The following is a 19,400-nucleotide window of genomic DNA, read 5'->3' as shown; positions in this document are numbered from 1 at the left end:
GTATAATAGCGTTCAATAACAGTGGCTTATGCGGTATTATCGCGCCCCGGATGAACGGTGCCACAAGCCTTGCAGGTGCGCCGTTCTTCGGAATTATAGAACGCCTCAAATAACGGCGGCAGGTCCTTCACAATGTTGCCGACATGCAACTCCACCCGGTGCAGCAGTTCGTCGCAAGCGCCGCAGAACCATTCGAACCCATCGAGTTGATCGTCAGGGCGTCGCCGCTCGACCACAAGACCGACACTTCCCGGCTCGGGACGTTGCGGCGAGTGACGAACATGCGGCGGCAGCAAGAATATATCGCCTTCGTTGATCGGGAGATCGCGCGGCCGTCCGTCCTCCATGATCGTGAGGACCATGTTGCCTTCGAGCTGATAGAAAAATTCTTCATAGGGATCATCGTGAAAGTCGGTCCGCCGGTTCGGCCCCCCGACCACCATCACGATGAAGTCGGTATCCCGCCAGACCACCGCATTCCCGACCGGCGGCTTCAGAAGCTCGCGATGCTCCTCGATCCATGACTGGAAGTTAAAGGCTTTCAGGGACGACATCTCCCCGTCACTCCGCTGCGGCATCGAACTGCCGGAAATCATATCCGGTGTCCGCCGCGAATGCATCGATCAGGCGGGTCGTAATCGGGCCAGGAATTTCGAACTTGGGTGTGAAACCATCCACAGACGAAACCGGCGTCGCGCAGATCGCGCTCGAGGTAATGAAACATTCCTCTGCCTGGGCAACGTCGTACATGGTGAAAAGTTTCTCCACGAGCGGAATGTTCAGCCGCTCACATAGTTCGAACAGAACCTTCCGTGTGACCCCTTCCAGGATGTTCCTTTCCGGCGCGGTCCAGACCACACCATCACGAACGAGAAAAAAGTTCGCCACGGACGTCTCGGCGATGTTCCCGTTCAGATCGAGCATCAGCGGCAGGGAGTCCCGGGTGGCCGCGTCCAGTTCCGCAAGAATTTGATTCATCTTGCTCGTCACCTTGGCACGGGTCTCCACACACTCTGGCGGGTTGCGCCGAACGGACGATACCGTGAACCTCAATCCGTTCGCATAATTGCGCGCAATTGCGGCCGTATCGACCGGCCGGAAGAAGATCATGACCGTTCCCGGACCCGCCGCGTGCACCCGCATCGACGGCGTATCCACACCGCGCGTTATCCAGTGGCCAACCCGGTACATCGCATTCGCCCCAAGGCGGTCCGCATTGGCGGCCAGCAGCTTTTCAGTAGCCGCCGTCATCTCCGCCGGTGTCATACCGGGATCTATCCGCACATAGCGAAGCGAGCGATACAGGCGATCGATATGGTCATCCAGGCGATATAACTTGTTACCAAAACAAGGTGTTACCTCGTAAACGCCATCACCCCAGAGGAACCCCCTGTCGAACGGCGAAATGCGCGCGTCGGCCGTCTCGACAATATCGCCGTTGAGATAAATCAGTGGGTCATCGCTCATCAGAGGCTCTCCTCGCTTTCGCTCCAGAATCTGTATTTCCACGGAAGCACAATTCGTACTGCGACTCCATGGGCTGCGCACCTATGCTGTGTCGCCGCACCAAATGAAGGATCTGAACTTGCGCCGTGAAATTCTAGGGATATTCGTCGTACTGGGCGTTGGTGTGTGCTTTGCGCTGTCCAACACGCTTGCGGGTCTTTCCTACACGGGCGGGGCGGACCCCTTATCGGTTTCGACGGTTCGCTATTTTCTGCCCGCCCTGCTCCTCATCGCCGTGCTCGTCATAACCGGCAAACCCCTAATGTTGCCCCGGCGTGAAGGCGTAACGGCCATCGCTCTGGGCCTCGTCACGGTCGTATATTCCTGGTCGGTACTGGCGGCTATCGAGATCCTCCCGGTCCCGCTCGCCATCCTGATTTTCTACCTGTTTCCCCTGATCACATCGTTCCTGATCGTGATCCTGGGCTGGGAGCGGCTCCGCCTGACGACAATCATCTCCGCTATCGTTGCCTTTTCCGGTCTCGCACTCGCACTCGGTGTAAGCGGCGACACCCTAAATCCGCTCGGCATCACGTTTGCTGCGATCGGGGCCCTGGGACTGGCCATTGTTTCGGTGGTGAGCAGCCGCGTAATCCGAAGCGGCGACCCGCGCCAGGTCACGCTCTACGTCGCCGCCACGGCAGCCCTGTCGTTCCTCGCCCTGACGCTTGTGCGCGGCGAGTTTCTGCTGCCGACCACATCGACGGCCTGGTGGGGCTTCGTCGCCAACAACCTGTTTTTCGCCGCGGCGTTGATCGGCTATTTCCTGGGCATCCAGATGATCGGGCCTGTGAAGACGACCTTGTTTTCCTATATCGAGCCAGTCGCCACCATCGGTGCCGCCTACATTCTCTTGAGTCAGCGACTGGAGATAATCCAGATCGCCGGCGTCCTCATCGTCGTCGGTGCCCTTATTGCCGCTGGTCGCGCCAGTACACGGCGCCAACCGAACGTCCCGAAGAATTCTGCGCGCTAGCCGATGTGCGCGGTCGATGAAATCTCGACCAGAAATTCCGGTTTCACCAACTCCGCCTTGATGCAGTAACGCGCCGGCGGATTGTCCCCGAAATATTCGCGATACACTTCGTTCATCCCGGCATAGTCGGCCAGATCCGCAAGAAAAATCTGGTTGAATGCGACATCGGCAAGCGTGCCACCGCCGGCCTCGACCACGCTGCGAATGGATTCGATCACATGTCGGGTCTGGACCTTGATGTCACCCACGCCGACGCTGTTCCCGTCAGCATCCATGGCAAGAATGCCCGAAACATAAATGGTGTTCCCGACCCTGACGCCCGGCGAATAAGGCGCGAGCGGTGGCGGTGAGCCGAGCGGGATAATCGCTTCATGGGCCATGTCGACCTCCATTTTTTGGAATGATGAACTAACGCGCGAAAAATTCCGCGACAATCTCGTTGAACTCCCCCGGGACGGTCCGGGAACATGCATGCCCGCCATATTCGAGCAGGACATATTCGGCCGCCGGGATGGCCTTCGCCAACGCTGTAGAAAAATAGGCTGGGGTCTGGTGATCGTCGCGCGCGCACAATATGAGGGTCGGAACATCGATACCCGACAACTGATCGCGTCGGTCGAACGCCTGGACCGCCTCGATCCGGCTGGTCATGACCGAAACCGGCGCCAGCATGGCAACCTGCGCAGCCTGCTGCTTTTCCAGCAAAGCGGCGTTGTTTGCAATCCAGTCCGGCGGATAGAGCATCAGGCTCGTCATATCGCCATAGATCTCCGGGCCCTGGTTTTCCAGAATCGAACGCCGCACACGCCACACCTTCGACCGGTAGGCATCGCCATGGGTGGTACTGGCATAGATCACCAACCTGCGAAGACGTTCGGGGTTCTCGATCGCGATGATCTGACCGATGTTCCCGCCCGTCGAATGACCCAGATAATCGAGCGATCCAATGCCCAGCGCATCGAGCAGCGCCAGCAGATCGTCGCGCAGCTGCTCAATACTGGCTACCGGTTCATGGCTGGTGCGGCCGGTACCGCGCTGATCATAGGAGATGACGGTGTGAGTGCGTGAGAAGAACGCGACCTGCTCGGCCCAATAGTTCGCGGTTCCCCCCATACCGGCGACCAGCAACAACGGCGGGCCATCGCCCTGGATATCGTAATAGTGGGTTATCCCGTTGGCTTCGATCTGGGCCATCACGCCTCCCCGTCGATGATCGGTCCGCTTGTAGCGACAATCAGGATTTCGGCGGATCGAACGGCATGATCTCGCCGAAAGCGTCGGCAACTTTCGCACCGTATTCCTTGGTCACACGCTCCTTGACCGAATGGGGCATCGTCACATCATCGCGCTCAATGGGGCCGGTGAGAATAGTGAGCTGGACGGCGTCCCCCTCACCCACATTGTTGAATTCCCGGTAGACGCCCGGCGGACAGGAAAATACATCCCACTGGTTCAGCACGCGCTTATGCTCAATGGGATCGCCGACCCGGTACTCGATCGAACCCTGCAACACCATGAAGGTTTCAAAGGTTTCATTATGGTCGTGCAAACATGGTCCCTGCCCCGGCGGCATCACGGAGATGAACATGGTGGTTCCGTTCGCACCGATGATGGGCGCCCGGTTGCCGAACGGGCTCTTCGTATCTTCGAGAATCACCGCCATGATCTTGCGGGCGAAGAATATCTCCCAGGCGTCCTGCGGCACCCAGGCAAGGTCATCGGTCGTCGACATCGGCTCCAGCTTATCGAAACGCGCAATGCGCGCGTCCATCTCCTCGGCCGTCGGCGTGAATATCTCGGTCGGCATATCTCCGCTCCCTCTTGCCGTTTCAGAAAGAGGGAGCCTAGCGGAGATTCCGGAGCCTCACTAGACCGGGAAGTATGTGTCCAGCCAGCCTTTGACCGTGTCGCGTGCGCGTGTGCTGTCCAGCGAAAACGGGAAATGATCCACGTCCGACGCGAGGACCAGGTCGCAGGGCTGTTTCGAATGCGCGAAGAGCTGCAACGACTGGTCTGTCGGCGTGACGGAATCATCCGCGGCATGAAACAGAAGCACCGGGCGCGGAGAGATGTCCGCGATTACATCATTCGCGCGGAAGTCATACATGCTCTGCGCCGTCTCGGCCGGGAACTCCATGAGCACATTTTTGCCCATATGCCCACGCAGATGCTCGGGGATCGGGACGATGTCCCATCGCCCGACCATCAGCGATTCCCCGGTCTTCTCACGGTGCGCCTTACCTTCGGTCAGAATATTCTGGAAACGAGCCCATTCCTCGTCGGATTTGTGCTGGAGGCGGAACTTGCTCTCACCATCGCCCCAGCCACAGGACGAAATCACCGCGGCAATACGCTTGTCCACACCGCCCGCATAGACGGCGACAGCCGCCCCGAAACTGTGGCCGATCACGCCGATACGGTCCGCATCTACATAAGGCTGCTCGGCGAACCAGGTCACGGCGTTCTTCACATCCTCGACCTGGTCCTCGCACATCACCCATCCGGTCTCGCCCTCGCTGTCTCCGCAGCTGCGGAAATCAAACCGCATGACCGCATATCCCCACTCGCACAGCATGTTCGACAGGATTTCCGGCGTGGACCCGTCCTTGCCGGTTCCGAACCCGTGCAGGACGAGAAATGCCGGGCGCGATTCCCCGGGTGCGAGGTCCGAGGGCGTGTGGACCACGCCCGCGAGCGTCAGTCCGTCGGACGTGAATGAGACATTCTGTTCCAATTGATGTTCCCCCTAAGAATTCCCTGGTTCATCCGCGCGCAGGGCTTGCCGATCGATTTTACCGGTCCCCGTCTTGGGCAGGTCACTGCGAAACTCCACAATGCGCGGATATTTATATGGGACAAGCTTGGCCTTCACAAAGTCCTGCAAGCTCTTTGTCGTCCCGTCGCCATGCGCGGCATCCGACTTCATCACAACCCAGGCCTTGGTGGTCATCAGACCATCGTCGGCGGCCACGCCGAGCACGCAACTTTCCTGTACGTCGGGATGGTCGTTGAGGCAACGCTCGATCTCAAGCGGGTAAATCCATTGCCCACTGACCTTGATCAGATCATCGGCCCGACCGTCGAATTTGTAGAACCCGTCCGCATCGCACCGAAATCGATCGCCGGTATAAATCCAATCGCCACGCATCGTGTCGGCCGTCTTGTCGGGCTGATTCCAGTAGAACGGCGCCTGGGAATCACCGCGCACCCACATGGTCCCCGGCTCGCCCGGTGCGACCGGCGCGTCCTCCATGTCGACAAGTTTGATCTCGTAACCTGGAATGCGCTTCCCGGCCGCACCCTGACGGATGTCACCGGGATAATTGCTGACATAGATGTGCAAGACCTCCGTCGAGCCAAGGCCCTCAACGATGTCCAGGTCGTAGCGTCGTCGCCACTCGTTGAAGGTCTCCTCGGGCAACGGTTCGGCGGCGGAAATGCACAGGCGCAGGCACCCCAGGTCCCGATCCTCGCCGCCTTCATGCGCAACCAGCGCGTTGTAGAGGGTCGGCAACCCGAAGAACACGGTCGGTCTGTGCCGCTCGATCGCATCGTAGATCGGTGCCGGCTCGGGGCGACCCGCGTTGAGGACCACCGCGGCACCCGCCGAAAAGGGAAACGTGATCGAATTTCCGAACCCGTAGGCGAAGAATATCTTGGGCACCGAATAGACGACATCGTCTTCCGACAATCTGAGGACAGACCGGCCGTAGCTCAGGTCCGTGTAGAGCATATCGTGCTGCAGATGCACGATGCCCTTTGGACGGCCCGTGCTGCCGGAACTGTACATCCAGAATGCCATCTCGTCGCGATGGGTGTCGGCCGCGTCCAGCACCGTCGCCTCACCCTCGACGAACATGTCCCAGTCCTGCACATGGGCCGCCACGGACGCCACTGTCTCGTCGTGGGCGCGGTCTTTCGTGCCCGCATTCGCAACAATGACCCGGTCTACCGTAGGCCCCTCTTCCAAAGCTTCGCGGAGCGTGTCCAATAGGCCGGCTTCGCAGATCACAACCGGCGCGGCACTGTCTTCGATGTAGTAACGGAGCAGATCCGGGGTTGAGAGAATGTTGATCAACACCGGGACAAACCCCGCCCGAACCGCTCCGAAGAACGCGGCCGGATAGACCGGCGTATCGTCCAGCACCATCGCCACACGATCACCGCGCCGGAGCCCGCAACCGCGGAGCGCGTTCCCCGCCTGTGCGGCAACGTCGCACAATTCCTGATATGTCAGTTTGACTTCGGCGGTGAGAATGGCGGGCCGAACGCCACGGCCGGCATCGAGATTCCGGAACAGAATTTCGCTCGCGTTGTAACGCTCCGGAACGGAGAATCCGATTTCACGCGCGCCCGCCGTATCGGTACCGACCGGATCATCGACAAGCCGCTTCGGCTCACTATCCTGCGCCATGACGTAAATCCTCCCCCCGAGAATTTATAGCAATCCGGACGCGCTATCGCCGCACGGAAAAGCCCGCCGTTGGATTGGCGGCGGGGCCCGCACAATGTTCTGAAGTTCAGGCGCGTTTTCGCATGATGATCCGCAACGCGATCAGTAAAACGAAGGCGCCGACGACCGCGACGACAAGGCTGCCAAGATTGACCCCATCCACATCTCCAAGACCGAGTGTTCGTGCGACGATCCCGCCAAGAAACCCGCCCGCGGCCCCAACAAGCACCGTAACGATGATGCCGCCGGGATCATCTCCGGGTATCAGAAACTTGGCGATCAGACCGGCAATCAGGCCCAATACAAGCCAGGAAATAATGTCCATTTCCATCGAGAACTCTCCTTGTCCGTGCACCCCTCCGGCGCAATGCCAAAATCTAGTTTTCCGGCCCGACTCGCGTCAAAACCGATCTGTCTTGATCTGCCTCAATGGCGATATCGAAATTCATCGCAAAGTAGCATTGGCCTTGGGAATTCAGGACGCAGAATGAAATGAACGACGGCGCATCTCGGAAAATCCTGCCCGCGGTGATGTTCATCATCCTCGGGCTCGGTTCCGCACAGGCCCAGGAGATGGTTGGTGACCCCGACGCCGGTGCGAAGTTCGCGCAGCGCGTTTGTGCCGCCTGTCACGTTGTCGGTGGCGACTGGCCCGCAAACCCGCGCAATCCTGCGCCGGCGTTCGAGAATATCGCGCGCGAGCCATCGGTCACCCCCATTGGGCTGAGGGTGTTCCTCAACTCGCCGCATCGCAACATGCCCAGCCTGATTCTCAGCGAGAAAGAGGTGGATGATGTGATTGCCTACATCATGGGGTTGCGGCCGGGAGGATGATCTGCGGACCGGTCAGTCCGATGAACGGTCGACCGGGTCGTCGTCGATCAGGATGCGACGTGCCGCCCCGTCAAGATCGTCATACTGGCCGGTGCGTATCGACCAGATGAATGCCGCGAGCCCGACCGCGCCAAGCAGCAATGCGACTGGAATGAGAATCGCGAGGATATTCATGTCGTCCCGTCCGATGATCCGCGCTTCAATCGCAGCGCATTTGCCGTCACCAGCAGCGACGACGAGGACATGGCCACCGCCGCAACCAGCGGCGTAACGAATCCGGCCATCGCAAAGGGCACCGCAATAATGTTGTAGATAATCGCAAGTGCGACATTCTGCTTCGTCAACCGGTTGGCCTGCCGGCCCACCGCCAACGCGACGGCCACCGGCTCGAGCCGATCACCCTGAAAGACGAGATCCGCCTGAACCTGGCTCACATCCGCAGCCGACGCCGGCGACATGGAGGCATGTGCCGCGGCCAGCGCAGGCGCATCGTTCAGCCCGTCACCCACCATCAGCACATGGCGTCCAGCGGCTTCAAGCTCGCGCAGGCGCGCCACTTTGCCGGTCGGCGATACCCCGCCACGCCGCTGGTTGATTCCGATGGCCTCGCCCACGCGGTTCACGACTTCCGTGCGATCCCCTGACAGAAGTTCGACCTGATAGCCACGCGCCAGAAGCGCGTCCACGGTCCGTGCAGCATCGGGTCGCACGGCATCGTCGAAGGCAATCCCGGCCAAGGGATTACCGTCGCGTGAAAGCCAGAGCTCCGACCCGGTTCCCTTCGCGGGCAGTTGGGCCGCGCCACACCAGTCGCGCCGCCCCATGCGCCAGGACACCCCATCGATGGTCCCCGTCACGCCACATCCTGAAATTTCACGCGCGTCCTCGGGTGGCTGAGCCGTTCCGAACGCCGCCTGAACGGCACGCGACAGCGGATGCTGACTGGCGGCCGCCAGACGCGCCGCGACCCGACGATGAGTCTGCGAGATTTCATCTCCGTTGGTCAGGACCGCGCGCCCCGCGGTCAGGGTACCGGTCTTGTCGAACACGATCGTGTCGATCCCGGCCAATCGCTCGAGCGCATCGCCCGATCGCAGCAGAATACCGCGCTTGAGCAAACGTCCGCTCGCAACCACCTGCACCACCGGAACGGCCAGCCCCAGCGCACAGGGACAGGTGATGATGAGCACCGCCACCGCATGCAGGAGGGCAACCTGCCAGCCCGCAACGCTGAACACGACCCAGCCCGCAAACGTCGCCGCCGCCAGAATGTGTACGGCCGGGGCATACCAGCGCGCGACCCGGTCGGCGATCCGCACAAAACGCGCGCGTCCCTGCTCCGCATCCTCTATCAGGCGAACGATCTCGGCGAGCAACGTGTCTTCACCAGTTCGCCCGACGCAAATGGCCACGGGCGCATTCAGGTTCATCGTGCCGGCGAATACCGTATCGCCTCCCCCGGCCCCCTGGGGCTGTGACTCTCCGGTGACGAGGCTCGCATCGATATCGGTCGTACCGCGCAGGATCTCGCCATCGACGGGAAAACGTTCTCCCGGCGCCACGCGCACCGTCATCCCCGGTGCGAGATCGTCAACCGCCACGTATGCAAGTGACCCGTCCCCGGTCTCGACCAGCGCGGAGGTCGCGCGCAGCAATAATAGCCGTTCCGCCGAACGCCGCGCCTCCGCGCGGGCGCGCAAATCCAGATAGCGGCCCACGAGAAGGAAAAACAGGAGCGTGACCGACGCATCGAAATAGGCATGTACCCCGCCCCCAATGGTCTCCACCAGGCTCACGGTCGCCGCAAGAATCACCGCCAGGGAGATCGGCACATCCATGTTGGTATGGCCACCGCGCAACGCCGCCAGCGCCGAACGAAAGAATGGCCGTCCCGAATAGGCGATGGCCGGCAGCGCGATCAGGCCCGACAGCCAGTGGAGGAAGTCGCGCGTGGTGGCGTCCATGTCCGACCAGAGGCCGGCCCAAACGGAAATCGACAGGAGCATGACATTGGCGGCGGCGAAACCGGCTACGCCCATCGCCCGCAGCAACGCCGTACTCTCCGCCGAGCCCTGTGACGCGAGGATATCGGGATCGAACGGAATGGCACCGTAACCCAACGCCTCGACGCTATCGACGATGCCGCGCGCGACATCAGCCACGCCGTGCCAGCGCACATAAAGGCGACGCGTGGAAAAATTCACCCGCGCCTCGGTCACGTCATCGCGGGCACGCAATGTGCGTTCGATACGGGCGATACAATTGGCACAATGAACACCCTCGACCAGAAGGTTCAGCGCATGCTCGTCGACGCCAACAGGTATGGCCCGCAACGCGAGATCACTGGATAAAACCGGTCCGACGCGGTTGGGTCCGTGGGCTTGTGAGTTGAGCGCTACTTCGACCATATGCGCGTCTCGACCAGATACGGCAACGCGCCGGGTCGGCTGACTTCGATCCGGACGTCCCATTGCCCCGGCGCGGGCGGTGTGATGTCCGCCACATAGCGACCATTCTCATCGCCATTGAGCGCCGTGGAAAAATCGATACCTTCGGCGACCGGGCGCCGGAAGGTGGCGGACACGACGCGGTCCCGCACCGGTCGGCCGTCCGCCGTCAAAAGTGCGAAAGTCAGGCGTCCGGCGCCCGGCCCGCCCGATGCATACGCCGCCTCGGCGGTCCAGCCGAGCCGTCGCTGGGCATCACCGCGCGCAAGTTCGTCGTTGAACGCGATGCCCTTGCGGTAGGCGTCTTCAGTCGAAAGGCCGGTCCAGCTGTCACGTGCAAACCAAAAAAAGATGCCGTTCACCAGGAAGACCACGGCGAAGAACGTGATCAGGCTCAACAAAACCGTGCGGCCGGTAATCTCGCGTCCCGGACCAATCACCGGACCGGCCCCTGGAAGCTGCTGTCGGTGCGCGCCACGTCGCCAGAGCCCGTGTCGGTCACCACAAATTCGAGATCACGCGCGGATACCACCCGATCGCGCGGCACCGTCACGAACACATGAAAGGCATCGATCGTATCCGGCCCGACCGTGAAGACCGGCAGACCATCTTCGCCCCCGACGCGGCTGACATCCGCACCTTCAAGGCCGACGACCGAAAGCTCGAACTCCCGGTTTTCATGCCGTTTGTTGGCAATCTTGAGGGTGTAGGCGTTGCGCACGGAGCCGTCCGACATGGTCGTGAACAGCGGGCTGCGCTCATGCTGGACGCTCGTACTGACAATCGGGCGTGACGCCAGCGCATAGACCATGATCGCGGCGACAATGACGATCATGCCGGAATACAGATATGTCCGGCCGCGGAAGAGTTTGAATCGGGGTGTTTCGGCGCGCGCGGCCTGGTCGGCCATGTTGAGGGTGCCATAGGAAATCAGGTTGGGTGGCCGCCCGACCTTGTCCATCACTTCGTTGCACGCGTCGATGCACAACGCGCAGGAAATGCACTCGAGTTGCAGGCCATCACGAATGTCGATGCCCATCGGGCAGACTGCAACACACTGGTTGCAGTCCACGCAATCGCCCCGGCCCTCCCAACTCTCGTTGGCCTTGTGGGAGCCTCGCGGTTCACCGCGGGTGGCGTCAAAATTCACGATAAGCGTGTCTTCGTCGGCGAGCGCAGCCTGAATGCGCGGCCAGGGGCACATATATGTGCAGACCGCCTCGCGGGCGTGTCCTCCGAATGTGTAGGTGAATGCGGCGAGCAATCCGATCCAGACATAGGTCGGCGTCGCGGCTTCGAAATTCACGAGGTCAACGGCCAGGCCCGGCGCATCTGCGAAATAGAAGACCCAGGCGCCACCCGTCGCCACGGCAATCAACAGCCAGGACACATGCTTACTGACCTTGCGGGCGATTTTCCCGAAAGACCAGGATGCACCATCCAGCCGCATGCGCGAGTTGCGATCCCCCTCCCAAAAGCGTTCCACCGCGATGAACAAATCCGTCCAGACCGTTTGCGGGCACGCATAACCACACCATGCCCGCCCGACGGTGGCAGCCGTGAGAAACAGGCCCATCGCAGAGAGAATCAGCAGACCGGTGATGAAGAACACCTCCTGCGGCCAGATCTCGATAAAGAAGAAATAGAAGCGGCGCGCCGGCAGATCGAGCAGGACCGCCTGGTCCGGCGCGTTCACGCCCCGGTCCCAGCGCAGCCACGGCGTCACATAGTAGATCGTCAGGGTGACGATCATGAGTATCCACTTGAACTTCCGGAAGTTCCCGCGCGCACGCTTCGGATAGATTTTCGAACGCTTCTTGTGAAGCGCGCGGCGGCCCTTCTTGTTGACCGGCTCAACATCAACCGTTTCGACTGGAGGCATGAGGGCCGCGTCGGTCATGTTCTACTCTCCGCCTCCCAGCGCGTGCACATAGACCGCGAGTTGCTTTCGCGTGACCTCGTCCAGCCGACCTTCCCAGGCCGGCATCACGCCATTCCGTGCATTCGCGACGGTCTTTCTGATTTCGTCCCTGGAACCACCATAGAGCCAGATCGCATCCGTCAGGTTCGGACCGCCCAGCTCGCGGATACCTTTGCCGCTCTCCTGGTGACAGGACGAACATTGTTCGCGGAACACCGTTTGGCCACGCGCCGCCGCTTCCTGTTCATGGTCCTGATCCGAAATCTGCAGTACATACTCCACGACGTCGTTCACCTCTGCGCGTGTCAGCAACTCGTCCGCCAGGAATGCCGGCATCTGATTGAACCGGGTATCGTCATGATCGGACCGGATTCCGACCCGTATCGTGTCGAAAATCTCGCGCGGGTTTCCGCCCCATATCCAGGCATCGTCATTCAGGTTGGGAAACCCGGGCGCGCCGGCGCCACCCGCGCCGTGGCACTGGGAGCAATTCACGGAGAATGCGGACTTACCCCCCGCAACCGCGAAGTCGAACAGGTCCGGGATGTCACGAATTTCCTCGAGGCTCGCCTGCTCGATCCGGTCCCGGAATACGCTCTGGGCGGCCCGCGCATCGACGATTTCCTGGCGCACGGCCTCACGTTGGGAGTAGCCCAGCACACCCTTCGTGTAGTCATTCACGAGCGGGATCGACGGCATCGCGATCATGAAGGCAATGCCCCACGCGATCGTGACGTAGAAGGTGTAGATCCACCAACGCGGGATCGGCGAGTTGAGCTCCCTAATGCCGTCCCACTCGTGGCCCGTTGTCCGCTGGCCCGTCACTTCATCAATGTCATGCTCGGCCACGGTATCAATCCTCCTTCAACGGAATTTTTGCGGCCTCGCGGAACTTCTCGGCGTTCCGCGGCCACAATACAAAAGTAACCACCACCGCGAACAAGACGACGAAGTAGATCAGTCCGCCGGTTTGGGCGAGGCCGGCTATGGTTTCGTAGTTCATCACGCCCTCCTACCGGCTGTTGGCCGTTGCATCGAAGCTGTCGAAATCGACCAGCGTACCGAGCATCTGCATGTAGGCGATCAGCGCATCCAACTCGGTCACCTTGTCGGCCTCGCCGTCGAACACCCGCGCCTGGGCCCCGGGATAACGCGCCAGCAACGCATCCACATCGCCTTCGTCCGGATTTGCCTGTGCTTCGACATCGGCAACCGCGTTCGCGATCATCTCGTCGGTGTAGGGAACGCCGACCGTACGATTGGCAACGAGATGCCGATCCATATCCTGATAGTCGAGACGGTTGGTGGCGAGGAACGGATAGCCGGGCATGACCGATTCCGGCACGATCGAACGCGGGTCGATCATGTGCGTCGCGTGCCACTCATCCGAATAGCGCCCCCCGACCCGGGCCAGGTCCGGACCCGTGCGTTTCGACCCCCACTGGAACGGATGGTCATACATGGATTCCGCCGCCAGGCTGTAATGGCCATAGCGTTCCACCTCGTCGCGCAGGGAACGGATCTGCTGACTGTGGCAGGCGTAGCAACCCTCGCGGATGTAGATGTTCCGCCCCGCGAGTTCGAGCGGTGAATAGGGTCGTACACCGCGCACCTTCTCGACCGTGCTGTCGAGCCAGTAGAGCGGTGCGATCTCCACCAGGCCGCCGATTGCGACGACGACCAGGATACCGATGACCAGGACGATCGAGTTTTTCTCGAAAAAGGAATGCTTGATCATGTTCGTCTCCTAGGCCCGCGCCGCGGCCGTACCGGCCATGGGTGCTTCCGCCCGCACTTCGCCCCGGATCGTTCGCCAGAGGTTGTAGATCATCACCAGCATCCCGATGACGAACAGCAGGCCGCCCACCGCGCGGATGACATAGAAGGGATGCATCGCCTCGACCGTTTCGATGAACGAGAATTCGAGGAAACCGAGATTGTCATAGGCGCGCCACATCAGGCCCTGCAGGATCCCCGACACCCACATCGCCGTGATGTAGAGGACGATACCGATGGATGAGATCCAGAAATGGACGTTGACCAGCCGCAGCGAATACAGCCGCGCCTGTCCCCACAGCGGCGGGACGACGAAGTAGATCGCGGCAAAGCTGATATAGGCGACCCAGCCGAGGGCACCCGAATGCACGTGGCCGATCGTCCAGTCGGTATAATGGCTGAGGGCATTCACGGTTCGAATGGCCATCAGCGGACCCTCGAAGGTGCTCATGCCGTAGAACGCCAGGGATACGACCATGAAGCGGATCAGCGGGTCGGTGCGAATCTTGTCCCATGCGCCCGACAGGGTCATCAGACCGTTCACCATGCCGCCCCATGAGGGCATCCAGAGCATCACCGAGAAGACCATCCCGAGGGTCTGGGCCCAGTCCGGCAAAGCCGTGAAGTGCAGATGATGGGGGCCGGCCCAGATGTAGAGGAAAATGAGCGACCAGAAATGGATGATCGAAAGCCGGTACGAGAAGATCGGCCGATCCGCCTGCTTGGGCAGGAAATAATACATGATGCCCAGGAAACCGGCTGTCAGGAAGAAGCCGACGGCGTTATGCGCGTACCACCACTGGGTCAGCGCATCCTGTACACCCGACCAGGCGATATAACTCTTGGAACCCATGAGGCTCACAGGCACCGTCGCATTGTTCACCAGATGCAGCATCGCCACCGTGACGATGAAGGCGAGGAAGAACCAGTTCGCGACATAGATATGCGGCTCGCGACGCTTCCACAGCGTGGCCAGGAAGACCAGCAAGTAGGTCACCCAGACAATCGTCAGCCACAAATCGACATACCATTCGGGCTCCGCATACTCCTTGGACTGGGTGACCCCCAGCAGGTAGCCCGTCGCGGCCAGGACGATGAACAACTGGTACCCCCAGAATACGAACCAGGGGGCCAGGTCACCGGCAAGTCGTGTGCGACAGGTTCGCTGAACCACATAGAAGGACGACATGATCAGGACATTGCCACCGAAGGCGAAAATCACCGCCGAGGTATGCAGCGGGCGCAGCCGGCCGAAATTCAGCCATGCGGTATCGAAATTGAGGACCGGAAACGCCAATTGCAGGGCAAGCGTCAGGCCAACGAGGAATCCGACCAGCCCCCAGAAAACGGACGCGATCGCGCCGGCACGGACGATACCGTCATTGTATTCGACACTGTCCGGCCCGGTTGCCAGGCTGACCTTCGATTCATAGATTCTGTTAATCAGGAAGAACACGGCGATGATGGCCGCCCCGGCGAAGAGCATCGCATGGATGCGCATCCCCTCATCCGCCGCGCCCGCCGCAACGCCCAAACCAAGTGCCGCCGCGATCCCAAGCCCAAAGAGTGCTAGTCCGTTCATGGTGTCGTCCCCAAATCCATTCAACGTCAAGGCCACCAACCGACACGGCCTTCATCCCGCTTGTTGCAGGTGCGAAGTCGCGTCGCTTTGACGTATGTCAATTAATCCCGAAAGCTTTGATAACTGCCGCGCCGAGGCCGCCGGCCCGAAAATTCCCGATGAGACCGGCAACACGCGTTTTCGGCTATAAGTCACCGCAACATTCCGGATCTGCGCCGGTAGTCGACCCCCCTCAGAACGCCATGGATGCCCCATGAAAGCCGTCATCATCCCCGTCACCGCGTTCCAGCAGAACTGCTCGGTTCTCTGGTGCACCGAAACCAACAAGGCCGCGGTCGTCGATCCCGGCGGCGAGATCGAGCGAATCAATGCGGCGATCGAGGAACAGGGGGTCGCCGTCGAGAAGATATTGCTGACCCACGGCCATATCGATCACGCAGGCGCGGCCGCCGATCTGTCGGAACAGCTCGGGGTTCCTATCGAGGGACCGCATATCGAGGACAGGTTCTGGATCGAGCAGTTGGCCGAACAGGGGGCGCGGTTCGGGGTCGAGGCCGGAAGGCCCTTCACGCCGTCACGCTGGCTCGATCAGGGTGACAGCGTCACCGTCGGCAATCTCACATTCGAAGTACGCTTCTGCCCGGGCCACACGCCGGGACATATCATCTTCTTCGAACCGGTCTCACGCGTCGCCTTCGTCGGCGATGTGCTGTTCCAGGGCTCGATCGGCCGTACGGACCTCCCGGGCGGCGACCATGACACGCTGCTCAACTCGATTCGTGAGCAGCTTTGGCCCTTGGGCGACGACGTGACCTTCGTACCGGGTCATGGTGGCGCCTCCACCCTGGGCCAGGAACGCGAGACCAACCCCTTCGTGCGCGAAGAATGATCTTCGCGAAACCTGGTTGCGGCTATCGGTTCTGGGTGATCGGCTCGGTCCGTGGCGTGAAAAAGTCCGGCAACTCGCTTTCCTCGAGCCCCTCATACAGACAGTGTTTCTTCGGATGCGCCTCATACTGCTCGTCGGGTGACGCATCCATGGCCGGCGTGGTGGGAATGCAGCCCGCACAATAGGCCTTGATGGTGCGCAGCGGCGGCTCGCCCTTGATCGATTCATAAAGCTCGACAGCGGCATCGATCTTGTCCTTCTCGGCCTCCGCCACCAGGACCACCGAACCTTCGGAGCCCATGGCTCCGCCGCCACCGACATGGGTGATGTCCTCGATCCCGAACAGGATCTGAAATGCCTGGACTTCCGTGATCACCGTTCCGTTTGTGACAGGCATCATCCCGACCCGCTGGCCGGCATGATAATAGAATGTGTCCTGCCCCATATGGCGGGCGGCATCCGTTACCGACGGGATCAGTTTCTCAAGCCCCAGCGGGATGATCAGATGCCCGCCGCGGGCCATCATGATTCCCATCGCGAAGCCGATCGTGCCGCAGCCCGGATGGGCACAGAACACACCCGCATTGAAATCGGGATCGACCGCATTGCCGCCCTTGATGAAAACACTCGTGTCGTCGAAATTCCTGAGCATTTCGTCCATCCGCGGCGCCGGCGGTGTCAGTTCGCCCTTCACGAGATGAATGATCGGCGGCTTTTCCTCCGGCTGGGTCTGGCACAGCACGTTGTTGATCACCTGACCGGAAAGGTAGAATTGCTTGTTGGGGACTTCCCCCATGATCTCCTCGGCGACGAACACGTTGGTCGAGCCGTGGGCGATGATCATCTCGCCATTCTTGTGGGCGTGCTGCACGACCGGCATTGCGGCGACGGCCTTGCCGATAATCCGGCGGCCCTCCCAGGGTGTGAAGACAAAAGATGCGCGAACTTTACCCATTCCATATTTCCTATCGCGGGTCGTCGGCCCGTGCGGCCATCAAAGCAGTGCTGACGTTACCACGGATCCGATTGGCATTTTCGCGCCCGAGACTTCCCTCTCATTCCCTGAGCGCGTAACGTCACCCTCTCACCACATCGTGGGCCTCGCGCCTTTAGTTTGGAGAATTTGCAATGAAAATCGGTCTTTGCGGCACCGGAAATATGGGTGCCGCCATGGGCGAACGGCTCATGGAAAAGAAACACAAGCTCACAGTCTGGAACCGGACCACACGCCGGACCAAACCTCTCGTCGATGCCGGAGCGGTTCGCGTCGAAACACCTGCGAATCTGTTCGAAGGCAATGATGTGGTGATCAGCATCACCATCGACGACAAGGCGGTGAAATCGATCTATGAGGGCCGCGGCGGTCTGCTGTCGGGCAACCTCAAGGGCAAGCTGGTGATCGAGATGAGCACCCTGATGCCCGAGACGACGCGCCGGCTCGCCGAACGGGTCAAGGCAGCGGGCGGCGCATTCGTCGAATGCCCGGTCGGCGGCTCGACCACGCCGGCACGGACCGGCAATCTCATCGGCATGGCCGGCGGTACGCCCGCGGCCTTCAAGCGCGCCAAGCCGATCCTGGATCAGCTCTGCCGCCGGCTCGACCGGGTCGGCGCGGTCGGCGCCGGCACCACGATGAAGCTCGCGATCAATCTGCCGCTTCTCGCCTACTGGGAAGCGCTCGGAGAGGCGCTTGCCCTGACCGAAACCGCCGGCATAAAACGCGATGTGGCCGCCGATATTCTGGCGGATTCCAGCGGTGCGGCGAAAGTCGCCCCCGCGCGCCTGCCCTGGATCGTGGATGCGATCGGCGGGAAGTTCCCCAAGGTCGCCCCGTTCGAGATGACCGGAGGGGCCAAGGATGCCGCGCAGATGGTCGCGCTCGCGCGCGCGAATGGATTCGACGTGCCCGTAATCGATGCCACGCGCAAGTCGTACAAGGAAGCGGCCAACGGGGCCTGGGCGGGGCGTGATTTCGCGTTGCTTTCTGCCTGGCGTGTCGCCCAGAGCAAGAAGCGCAAACCGGCGGCGGCAAAAGCCAAATCGAAAGCCGGAAAGCGGCGTTGATTTGGCGCCGGTTCGTCATACCTCAATGGACGAACCGACCGCCGAAATCCTGCGAGAGTGAACATGACGAACGCCGCCAGCAACGTGATCGAACATGTGATCAAACCGCGCACGCGTGATCTCGGCGGCTTCTCGGTGGCGCGCGTGTTGCCCTACGCCAAGCGGCGCACCGTGGGACCCTTTATTTTCTTCGATCGCATGGGCCCTGCGGAATTCGCACCGGGCGAAGGGATCGACGTCCGGCCCCATCCTCACATTGGACTGGCCACCGTTACCTACCTGTTCGACGGCGAAATCATGCATCGCGACGATTTGGGTTACGAGCAACCGATCCGACCGGGCGATGTCAACTGGATGACCGCCGGGCGCGGGATCGTGCATTCGGAACGCACGCGCGATGAAGTCCGCGACGCCCGTTCGACGATGTTCGGAATCCAGTCCTGGGTCGCGCTGCCGAAGGACCAGGAGGAAAGCGAGCCTGCCTTCTTCCACCATCCTGTCGAGAGCCTTCCCCTGATCGTCCGCGAAGGGATCGAGATGCGCCTGATCGCCGGCACCGCCTACGGCGAAACTTCCCCTGTCGTCACCGCGTCACCGATGTTCTATCTCGACGTTCGCATGGATGCCGGGGCCGGTTTCACGGTTTCCGACGAGCATGAAGAGCGCGCGGTCTACATCGTCGAGGGAAGCATCGCCGTCAACGGCGAGGCCCATGGCGCAAACGAGATGCTGGTCCTCGCGCCCGATGCCGACGTGACCGTTGAGGCACAGGCGCGCGCGCGCGTGATGCTGCTCGGCGGCGCGCCCATCGATGGTGAGCGCCACATCTGGTGGAACTTTGTCTCCAGTTCACAGGCCCGTATCGAGCAGGCCAAGGCGGACTGGAAGGCAGGTCGCTTCGGGAAGATCGCGGGCGATGACGAGTTCATTCCCCTGCCCGAGAAGTAACCCC

The 19,400-nt window shown here is 61.1% G+C and carries 22 protein-coding genes; 5 read left to right on the top strand and 17 right to left on the bottom strand.

Features of this window, described 5'->3' with window-relative positions; genetic code table 11:
- Positions 1–26: 26 nt before the first annotated feature.
- Positions 27–554, bottom strand: coding sequence for a 3-hydroxyanthranilate 3,4-dioxygenase (locus ABJ363_09735; protein ID MEP4379268.1), 528 nt, complete (start codon positions 552–554; stop codon positions 27–29).
- Positions 555–561: 7 nt separating this feature from the next.
- Positions 562–1,467: an aminotransferase class IV gene (locus ABJ363_09730; GenBank protein MEP4379267.1), complete on the bottom strand. Its 906-nt coding sequence runs from the start codon at positions 1,465–1,467 to the stop codon at positions 562–564.
- A 103-nt stretch (positions 1,468–1,570) separates the two neighbouring features.
- Here ABJ363_09730 and ABJ363_09725 point away from each other — a divergent pair, with 103 nt between their 5' ends.
- Positions 1,571–2,482 carry a DMT family transporter gene (locus ABJ363_09725; protein MEP4379266.1) on the top strand — a complete coding sequence of 304 codons (912 nt, stop codon included), beginning with the start codon at positions 1,571–1,573 and terminating at the stop codon, positions 2,480–2,482.
- On the opposite strand, the gene ABJ363_09720 is transcribed toward ABJ363_09725, so the two are convergent.
- From ABJ363_09720 to ABJ363_09695, 6 genes are all read right to left on the bottom strand, one after another.
- Positions 2,479–2,862, bottom strand: coding sequence for a Rid family hydrolase (locus tag ABJ363_09720; protein MEP4379265.1), 384 nt, complete (start codon positions 2,860–2,862; stop codon positions 2,479–2,481). The two genes, ABJ363_09725 and ABJ363_09720, sit on opposite strands and share 4 nt — an antisense overlap.
- 28 nt (positions 2,863–2,890) lie before the next feature.
- A complete protein-coding gene (locus ABJ363_09715; GenBank protein MEP4379264.1) occupies positions 2,891–3,676 on the bottom strand; it encodes an alpha/beta fold hydrolase in 786 nt (261 codons plus the stop codon).
- Between the two features lie 40 nt (positions 3,677–3,716).
- Positions 3,717–4,289, bottom strand: coding sequence for a cupin domain-containing protein (locus ABJ363_09710; GenBank protein MEP4379263.1), 573 nt, complete (start codon positions 4,287–4,289; stop codon positions 3,717–3,719).
- Positions 4,290–4,349: 60 nt separating this feature from the next.
- Positions 4,350–5,216, bottom strand: a complete 867-nt coding sequence (locus tag ABJ363_09705) for an alpha/beta fold hydrolase (protein MEP4379262.1) — start codon at positions 5,214–5,216, stop codon at positions 4,350–4,352.
- Between the two features lie 12 nt (positions 5,217–5,228).
- Positions 5,229–6,896: a benzoate-CoA ligase family protein gene (locus ABJ363_09700; protein MEP4379261.1), complete on the bottom strand. Its 1,668-nt coding sequence runs from the start codon at positions 6,894–6,896 to the stop codon at positions 5,229–5,231.
- 106 nt (positions 6,897–7,002) lie between these two features.
- Positions 7,003–7,260 carry a GlsB/YeaQ/YmgE family stress response membrane protein gene (locus ABJ363_09695; protein MEP4379260.1) on the bottom strand — a complete coding sequence of 86 codons (258 nt, stop codon included), beginning with the start codon at positions 7,258–7,260 and terminating at the stop codon, positions 7,003–7,005.
- A 167-nt stretch (positions 7,261–7,427) separates the two neighbouring features.
- Here ABJ363_09695 and ABJ363_09690 point away from each other — a divergent pair, with 167 nt between their 5' ends.
- Entirely contained in the window at positions 7,428–7,769 is a 342-nt protein-coding gene (locus tag ABJ363_09690; protein ID MEP4379259.1) for a cytochrome c, read from the top strand.
- Positions 7,770–7,781: 12 nt separating this feature from the next.
- Here the strand turns inward: ABJ363_09690 and ccoS are convergent, their stop codons facing one another.
- Genes ccoS through ccoN form a run of 8 tightly spaced genes read right to left on the bottom strand, consistent with a single transcriptional unit; the run spans position 7,782 to position 15,495 of the window.
- Positions 7,782–7,943 carry a cbb3-type cytochrome oxidase assembly protein CcoS gene (gene ccoS / locus ABJ363_09685; protein ID MEP4379258.1) on the bottom strand — a complete coding sequence of 54 codons (162 nt, stop codon included), beginning with the start codon at positions 7,941–7,943 and terminating at the stop codon, positions 7,782–7,784.
- Positions 7,940–10,177: a heavy metal translocating P-type ATPase gene (locus tag ABJ363_09680; protein MEP4379257.1), complete on the bottom strand. Its 2,238-nt coding sequence runs from the start codon at positions 10,175–10,177 to the stop codon at positions 7,940–7,942. Before ABJ363_09680 ends, ccoS begins: the two co-directional genes overlap by 4 nt.
- The gene (locus tag ABJ363_09675) at positions 10,165–10,656 is read right to left on the bottom strand and encodes a FixH family protein (protein ID MEP4379256.1); all 492 of its coding nucleotides are present in this window, start codon (positions 10,654–10,656) and stop codon (positions 10,165–10,167) included. Before ABJ363_09675 ends, ABJ363_09680 begins: the two co-directional genes overlap by 13 nt.
- Entirely contained in the window at positions 10,653–12,116 is a 1,464-nt protein-coding gene (gene ccoG / locus ABJ363_09670) for a cytochrome c oxidase accessory protein CcoG (GenBank protein ID MEP4379255.1), read from the bottom strand. Before ccoG ends, ABJ363_09675 begins: the two co-directional genes overlap by 4 nt.
- A gap of 3 nt (positions 12,117–12,119) precedes the next feature.
- Positions 12,120–12,986, bottom strand: coding sequence for a cytochrome-c oxidase, cbb3-type subunit III (ccoP, locus tag ABJ363_09665; GenBank protein MEP4379254.1), 867 nt, complete (start codon positions 12,984–12,986; stop codon positions 12,120–12,122).
- A gap of 4 nt (positions 12,987–12,990) precedes the next feature.
- Entirely contained in the window at positions 12,991–13,140 is a 150-nt protein-coding gene (locus tag ABJ363_09660) for a cbb3-type cytochrome c oxidase subunit 3 (GenBank protein ID MEP4379253.1), read from the bottom strand.
- A gap of 9 nt (positions 13,141–13,149) precedes the next feature.
- Positions 13,150–13,875, bottom strand: a complete 726-nt coding sequence (gene ccoO, locus ABJ363_09655) for a cytochrome-c oxidase, cbb3-type subunit II (protein ID MEP4379252.1) — start codon at positions 13,873–13,875, stop codon at positions 13,150–13,152.
- A gap of 9 nt (positions 13,876–13,884) precedes the next feature.
- Positions 13,885–15,495, bottom strand: coding sequence for a cytochrome-c oxidase, cbb3-type subunit I (ccoN, locus tag ABJ363_09650; GenBank protein ID MEP4379251.1), 1,611 nt, complete (start codon positions 15,493–15,495; stop codon positions 13,885–13,887).
- 253 nt (positions 15,496–15,748) lie between these two features.
- On the opposite strand from ccoN, the gene ABJ363_09645 reads away from it, so the two are divergent.
- The gene (locus tag ABJ363_09645) at positions 15,749–16,384 is read left to right on the top strand and encodes an MBL fold metallo-hydrolase (protein ID MEP4379250.1); all 636 of its coding nucleotides are present in this window, start codon (positions 15,749–15,751) and stop codon (positions 16,382–16,384) included.
- A 22-nt stretch (positions 16,385–16,406) separates the two neighbouring features.
- Here the strand turns inward: ABJ363_09645 and ABJ363_09640 are convergent, their stop codons facing one another.
- On the bottom strand, positions 16,407–17,339 hold the full coding sequence (locus tag ABJ363_09640) for a hypothetical protein (GenBank protein ID MEP4379249.1): 933 nt from the start codon (positions 17,337–17,339) through the stop codon (positions 16,407–16,409).
- A 173-nt stretch (positions 17,340–17,512) separates the two neighbouring features.
- Between ABJ363_09640 and ABJ363_09635 the strand changes: the two genes are divergently transcribed.
- Positions 17,513–18,448 (top strand): NAD(P)-dependent oxidoreductase, encoded by a 936-nt coding sequence (locus ABJ363_09635; protein ID MEP4379248.1) that lies wholly within the window; start codon positions 17,513–17,515, stop codon positions 18,446–18,448.
- A gap of 63 nt (positions 18,449–18,511) precedes the next feature.
- The gene (locus ABJ363_09630) at positions 18,512–19,396 is read left to right on the top strand and encodes a pirin family protein (protein ID MEP4379247.1); all 885 of its coding nucleotides are present in this window, start codon (positions 18,512–18,514) and stop codon (positions 19,394–19,396) included.
- The last annotated feature ends 4 nt before the right edge of the window (positions 19,397–19,400 follow it).

The organism is Alphaproteobacteria bacterium (assembly GCA_039980135.1).
Classification (GTDB): Bacteria; Pseudomonadota; Alphaproteobacteria; order UBA6615; family UBA6615; genus UBA8079.
Note: the sequence above shows the minus strand (reverse complement) of the source record. Positions and strands in the feature narration are given on the sequence as shown.

What these genes read in the sequence shown, in the direction of transcription:
- ABJ363_09735 (MEP4379268.1), bottom strand. Translation starts at nt 554, where the DNA reads ATGTCGTCCCTGAAAGCCTTTAACTTCCAGTCATGGATCGAGGAGCAT.
- ABJ363_09730 (MEP4379267.1), bottom strand. Translation starts at nt 1,467, where the DNA reads ATGAGCGATGACCCACTGATTTATCTCAACGGCGATATTGTCGAGACG.
- ABJ363_09725 (MEP4379266.1), top strand. Translation starts at nt 1,571, where the DNA reads ATGAAGGATCTGAACTTGCGCCGTGAAATTCTAGGGATATTCGTCGTA.
- ABJ363_09720 (MEP4379265.1), bottom strand. Translation starts at nt 2,862, where the DNA reads ATGGCCCATGAAGCGATTATCCCGCTCGGCTCACCGCCACCGCTCGCG.
- ABJ363_09715 (MEP4379264.1), bottom strand. Translation starts at nt 3,676, where the DNA reads ATGGCCCAGATCGAAGCCAACGGGATAACCCACTATTACGATATCCAG.
- ABJ363_09710 (MEP4379263.1), bottom strand. Translation starts at nt 4,289, where the DNA reads ATGCCGACCGAGATATTCACGCCGACGGCCGAGGAGATGGACGCGCGC.
- ABJ363_09700 (MEP4379261.1), bottom strand. Translation starts at nt 6,896, where the DNA reads ATGGCGCAGGATAGTGAGCCGAAGCGGCTTGTCGATGATCCGGTCGGT.
- ABJ363_09695 (MEP4379260.1), bottom strand. Translation starts at nt 7,260, where the DNA reads ATGGACATTATTTCCTGGCTTGTATTGGGCCTGATTGCCGGTCTGATC.
- ABJ363_09690 (MEP4379259.1), top strand. Translation starts at nt 7,428, where the DNA reads ATGAACGACGGCGCATCTCGGAAAATCCTGCCCGCGGTGATGTTCATC.
- ccoS (MEP4379258.1), bottom strand. Translation starts at nt 7,943, where the DNA reads ATGAATATCCTCGCGATTCTCATTCCAGTCGCATTGCTGCTTGGCGCG.
- ABJ363_09680 (MEP4379257.1), bottom strand. Translation starts at nt 10,177, where the DNA reads ATGGTCGAAGTAGCGCTCAACTCACAAGCCCACGGACCCAACCGCGTC.
- ccoG (MEP4379255.1), bottom strand. Translation starts at nt 12,116, where the DNA reads ATGACCGACGCGGCCCTCATGCCTCCAGTCGAAACGGTTGATGTTGAG.
- ABJ363_09660 (MEP4379253.1), bottom strand. Translation starts at nt 13,140, where the DNA reads ATGAACTACGAAACCATAGCCGGCCTCGCCCAAACCGGCGGACTGATC.
- ccoO (MEP4379252.1), bottom strand. Translation starts at nt 13,875, where the DNA reads ATGATCAAGCATTCCTTTTTCGAGAAAAACTCGATCGTCCTGGTCATC.
- ccoN (MEP4379251.1), bottom strand. Translation starts at nt 15,495, where the DNA reads ATGAACGGACTAGCACTCTTTGGGCTTGGGATCGCGGCGGCACTTGGT.
- ABJ363_09645 (MEP4379250.1), top strand. Translation starts at nt 15,749, where the DNA reads ATGAAAGCCGTCATCATCCCCGTCACCGCGTTCCAGCAGAACTGCTCG.
- ABJ363_09640 (MEP4379249.1), bottom strand. Translation starts at nt 17,339, where the DNA reads ATGGGTAAAGTTCGCGCATCTTTTGTCTTCACACCCTGGGAGGGCCGC.
- ABJ363_09635 (MEP4379248.1), top strand. Translation starts at nt 17,513, where the DNA reads ATGAAAATCGGTCTTTGCGGCACCGGAAATATGGGTGCCGCCATGGGC.
- ABJ363_09630 (MEP4379247.1), top strand. Translation starts at nt 18,512, where the DNA reads ATGACGAACGCCGCCAGCAACGTGATCGAACATGTGATCAAACCGCGC.